A 439-nucleotide genomic window follows, 5' to 3' on the forward strand; every position below is an offset into this window, starting at 1 on the left:
CTGATGCAGCCAGCGAGGGGATCGACCTCCAGCACAGCTGCCACATCATGGTGAACTACGAGCTCCCCTGGAATCCCAACCGACTGGAACAGCGGATCGGTCGGATTCACCGCTATGGACAGGACAAGGAAGTCAAGGTCTGGAACTTCCAATTCGAGGGGACACGGGAGGGCGAGATTTTCGAGTTACTGCAGGACAAGGTCGAGAATATTCGCTCGCAGGTTGGGTCGACCGCGGACGTGTTGGGGATGCTTGATGACATCAACATCGACGACCTGATCATGCGGTCGGTCCAGAACGAGGAGCCCCCCGAAGCGACCGCGGCGGAGTTAGAGGAGCTCATGGAGGAGCGTGAGCAGACCCTGCTTGAGTGGTACGACCGCAGTCTGATCGACCCAAGCACGTTCGACGCTGAGAGTCGCGAGCGGATTCAGGATAT

The 439-nt window shown here is 58.5% G+C and carries 1 protein-coding gene; it reads left to right on the forward strand.

Translation table 11 applies throughout. The annotated features are described in order from the left end of the window. Positions 1 to 439: helicase-related protein (locus tag C5C07_RS20880; RefSeq protein ID WP_255565283.1), on the forward strand; the 439-nt coding region annotated here is incomplete at both ends.

The sequence above is a fragment of the Haloferax sp. Atlit-4N genome (assembly GCF_003383025.1).
Taxonomy (GTDB): Archaea; Halobacteriota; Halobacteria; order Halobacteriales; family Haloferacaceae; genus Haloferax; species Haloferax gibbonsii.